Annotated in this window: 4 protein-coding genes; 2 read left to right on the top strand and 2 right to left on the bottom strand. The window is 48.6% G+C overall.

The features are described 5' to 3' along the window. Positions 1 to 171: 171 nt before the first annotated feature. Complete coding sequence (locus CAG65_RS04020) at positions 172 to 777, bottom strand: TetR/AcrR family transcriptional regulator (protein WP_161452345.1); 606 nt, start codon at positions 775 to 777, stop codon at positions 172 to 174. Between the two features lie 110 nt (positions 778 to 887). On the opposite strand from CAG65_RS04020, the gene CAG65_RS04015 reads away from it, so the two are divergent. Together CAG65_RS04015 and CAG65_RS04010 are read left to right on the top strand one after the other, a co-directional pair. Continuing rightward, positions 888 to 2051, top strand: a complete 1164-nt coding sequence (locus CAG65_RS04015) for an MBL fold metallo-hydrolase (RefSeq protein WP_161452344.1) — start codon at positions 888 to 890, stop codon at positions 2049 to 2051. 166 nt (positions 2052 to 2217) lie between these two features. After that, positions 2218 to 3468, top strand: a complete 1251-nt coding sequence (locus tag CAG65_RS04010; protein WP_161452343.1) for an MDR family MFS transporter — start codon at positions 2218 to 2220, stop codon at positions 3466 to 3468. Positions 3469 to 3495: 27 nt separating this feature from the next. On the opposite strand, the gene CAG65_RS04005 is transcribed toward CAG65_RS04010, so the two are convergent. Beyond that, on the bottom strand, positions 3496 to 3657 hold the full coding sequence (locus tag CAG65_RS04005) for a hypothetical protein (protein ID WP_021706052.1): 162 nt from the start codon (positions 3655 to 3657) through the stop codon (positions 3496 to 3498). Between the last annotated feature and the right edge of the window lie 126 nt (positions 3658 to 3783).

The following is a 3783-nucleotide window of genomic DNA, read 5'->3' as shown; positions in this document are numbered from 1 at the left end:
CTTCACACAACCTAAGTCACCAAAATGAAATGCTTTTTATCGGATTTTCAGCACATTATTGGCCGGATTCGTGACGTAATTACGGCGATTTTGTAAGGAGAGTGTTGCGCAATATTAATGTGCCAGTTAACGAAAATAAGCCGGATGCATAAAAATCCCGGCAGACCAGCGTTATTTGACATAGCAGGCAACAAAGCAGCGCACCGCGGTTTCTATAGCGGCGTTTACCTGCTCGCAACTTGGCGGTGGTTGATGAGCAAGCAGTTGAGGCCAGAACACGCTCGCTTTGATACTGCCGATATATTGTTCTACGGCCTGGGACACATTCTCCACTTCCAGGACGCCGGCTGCAACGCCTTGTTTGACCCACACGGTTAAACCGTAACTGTCTCCAATCGCGGCGAATTTTTCCATCAACAGGCGTGAGGTGTGCGGACAACGGATGCACTCTGCCATCACCATACGAGCAGTCATCTGAAAGTCTTCAGTATTGATATAACACAGTTGCTGCTGAGTCAGAGTCTGCAACTGTTTGGCGACTGACACAGAAGGTTCAAACTGCAGGGCTTTTTGGTCATCAAAGCGACATATTAGCTTGTCTACAATAACTTCGAACAGGGCGTCTTTGTTGGGGTAGTACTTATAAAGCGTCCGCTTTGATACGCCGGCCTGTTTGGATATCCCTTCCATACTGGCCTGCTCGAAGCCTTTCTGAGAAAAAACTTCAATGGCAGATTTGATGATATCGTCTTGTTTTATATCGCTTCTTTTGACCATGTGGAAACCTGTAGAAGACTTAAGTAAACGATGGTGTTTACTTTTAACCTTGTGATGTCTAAAGTATACACCATCGTTTACTTTTCTGGGTAGCCAAATAGGTCATGAACATGAGTAATGTAATCAAAGCCTCGTTTGTTTCTCTTCTGGGTGTGATGGGTATCAATCAGGCCTCCAGATCAGACAGGCACAGTGAAGCGCTACAACAGAGTGCGCAGCTTCGTGCGGACCGAATCGCTCGCTCCCCGCAATTTCAAGACGGCAAAGCCATCGCGCGCATGCCGACCGTACCCAGCCCGGAAAGTATGTCGACCACCATGTGGAAGTTCTTTTTTGAACGTGGGCAACTGAAGCCGCAAGTGCGTCTGCCTCATCACCGGGTGGATTTGGAAGCCCTGGTTGAGCCAAGTGACGCGCTGCGTGTCACCTGGTTGGGACACTCTAGCTTGTTCATCGAAATGAACGCTACCCGGATTTTGGTCGATCCGGTATTTGAGTATGCCTCTCCGTGGGTCGCCAAGAAACTGTTTGACCGCAATGTTGACGCGCCAGTCACTCGCGAACGTTTACCCAAACCAGATGTCATTCTGATTTCTCACGATCACTACGATCATCTGGAAGAAGCGACCATTCGTTACTATGCCGATAAAGAAGTGCTGTTTTATGTGCCTCTGGCCGTTGGCAAACACCTGGAAAAATGGGGAGTGTCGCCGAACCATATCCGTGAGTTTGACTGGTGGGAAAGTCATCAGCTCAATGGCATTGAGTTTACTTCTGCGCCCGCTAATCACAACTCCGGACGTACCGGATTTGATTCGAACACCACATTGTGGTGCTCCTGGGCGCTGCGCAGTGAACAGGGCGCGTTGTTCTACAGCGGTGACAGCGCCTACGATCAGCATTTCAGGCAGATTGGTGAGCGACTGGGTCCGTTTGACATGGCGTTTATTGAAGTGGCTGCCAACGTTAAAGAGGGCAAAGGGTTTCCGGTAGAAAATTGGGGACATATGCAGGCGCGTCACACGTTAAAAGCGTTTCAGGATCTTGGCGCCGACAAATTGTTCCCGGTGCACTGGTCAACCTTCGAATTGTTCTCCCACAAATGGGATGAGCCGATGACGGATCTGATTGCGGAAGCAGAAGCCGCCTCAGCGAATCTGGTGACGCCCATGATTGGAGAGACGATTGAAGTGAAAAAAGAATTAAACACGTCATTTTGGTGGAAAAACCAAGAAATGAATTTGGTTAAAGCCAAGCTAAGTTATCAAAACTAGAATATATAACTAACTGACAAGTAGACAGAATATAATTCAAGCCTGCGAATTGCGGGCTTATTTATATGTCTACTAAATTACTGCTATCTTTTTCATATTTTCTTCATATACTGACCAAATAACGCACAATTTGAAGTGTGTCACATTGGTTAGGGAAGGAGAGCGTATGGAAAAAGGGGAAAGTCTGTTTCAGAAACAACGGATTAAGCGGTTTAACAGCTCTGTATGGACGGTGTTGACCGGCGTGCTGCTATCGCGCACCAGTTACTTCATGGCCTGGCCATTTTTGATTGTATTTTTGTATCGAGATTATGGCGCAAGTGCCGTTGATGTCGGTGCCATGTTAGCGGCGTCCGCTTTGGTGGGCGCATTCAGTGGCTTGTATGCGGGTTATTTGTCGGACCGTTTTGGCCGAAAGTGGGTGATGATAAGCGGCAGTGCGGTGGCAGCCGTGTCCTTTTCCGGTATTGGTCTGGCGAGCGAAATCTGGCATTTTTATGTACTGATCATTATTACCGGTTTGATGCGTCCGATGATTGAAGCGCCTTCTAAAGCGGTGATCGGCGACAATCTCCCTAACCTGAAAGACCGTGAACTGGCGCTCAACATCCGTTATTTTCTGCTCAATCTTGGCGGTGCGATTGGACCATTGATTGGTATTTCTCTGGCGCTGGCACAGCCACAAAAACTGTTTCTGGTGACTGGTGCTACATATGTTTTGTATGGTATCTGGGTATTTGTCGGTATCGAGCGACGCAAAAAATTCACCAAGCCGGATGTTTCACTGCTGCCGAATTTTCCAGCCACGCTTAGAGTGATCAGCAAAGACAATATTTTCGTGAAACTGATGCTGGCGAACTTTATCATGATGTTTGTTTATGCTCAGGTGGAGTCGTCGATTCCACAGGTCATCGTACGCAGCCCGATCGAAGACTCGGCGCAACTGATCGCTATGCTGGTGTTGATCAACACCCTGACCATCGTAACTTTTCAGTTTCCGATGTTGAAATGGCTCGAACACGTTCCGTTGTTTGCCCGGACCCGGATCGGTATGGCGTTGATGGGCGTCGCGCAACTGGGCTTTTTATTCACGCCAGTGGACTGGCCGGTTGGCTGGGCGTTGGCCAGCTTTATTCTTAGCCTGGGGGAGGTGATCGCGTTCCCGACACTCAATGTCCAGATTGACCGATTGGCCCCACCGCATTTGCGTGGCTCTTATTTTGGTGCGGCAGCACTCTACTCGCTGGGTTTCGCAGTGGCTCCGTTGGCTGGTGGTATCGTGATCGAATCACTGAATCCGAACTGGTTGTTCAGTCTGTGTGCCGTATTATGTGGGGTGATGATTTGGTTGTATTGGCGCGCCGAACATTGCGAAGATACGGTTGAGCGCGAGACCACACAAGCGGAAACCGCCTGAATGCTAAGCCCTCGATTGAGGGCTTATTTACGCCACTTTCTCGGCGGCCAGTGTTTCCAGCCGAGCATATATTAGCCGCCAGAACAACCACGCCACCAAACTCGCCGCAGTAATCAACACGACACTGTTGTCCCAGTTCTCGACAAAGTGGGTGATATCGCCCTCGGTTTGAGCGATGAAATCATTCATACCAGTATCTTGTTGTTGAGAATGTTGACTTGAGTAGACGTCCTTATCTACTTTTTAAAAATCAATCAATTAAGATTTCCTTTTGTTTGGAGCGATACCGCCTGATACAAGTCCACTGGTGGTACG

It is taken from the genome of Vibrio sp. V39_P1S14PM300 (assembly GCF_009904765.1).
Lineage (GTDB): Bacteria > Pseudomonadota > Gammaproteobacteria > Enterobacterales > Vibrionaceae > Vibrio > Vibrio proteolyticus.
Note: the sequence above shows the minus strand (reverse complement) of the source record. Positions and strands in the feature narration are given on the sequence as shown.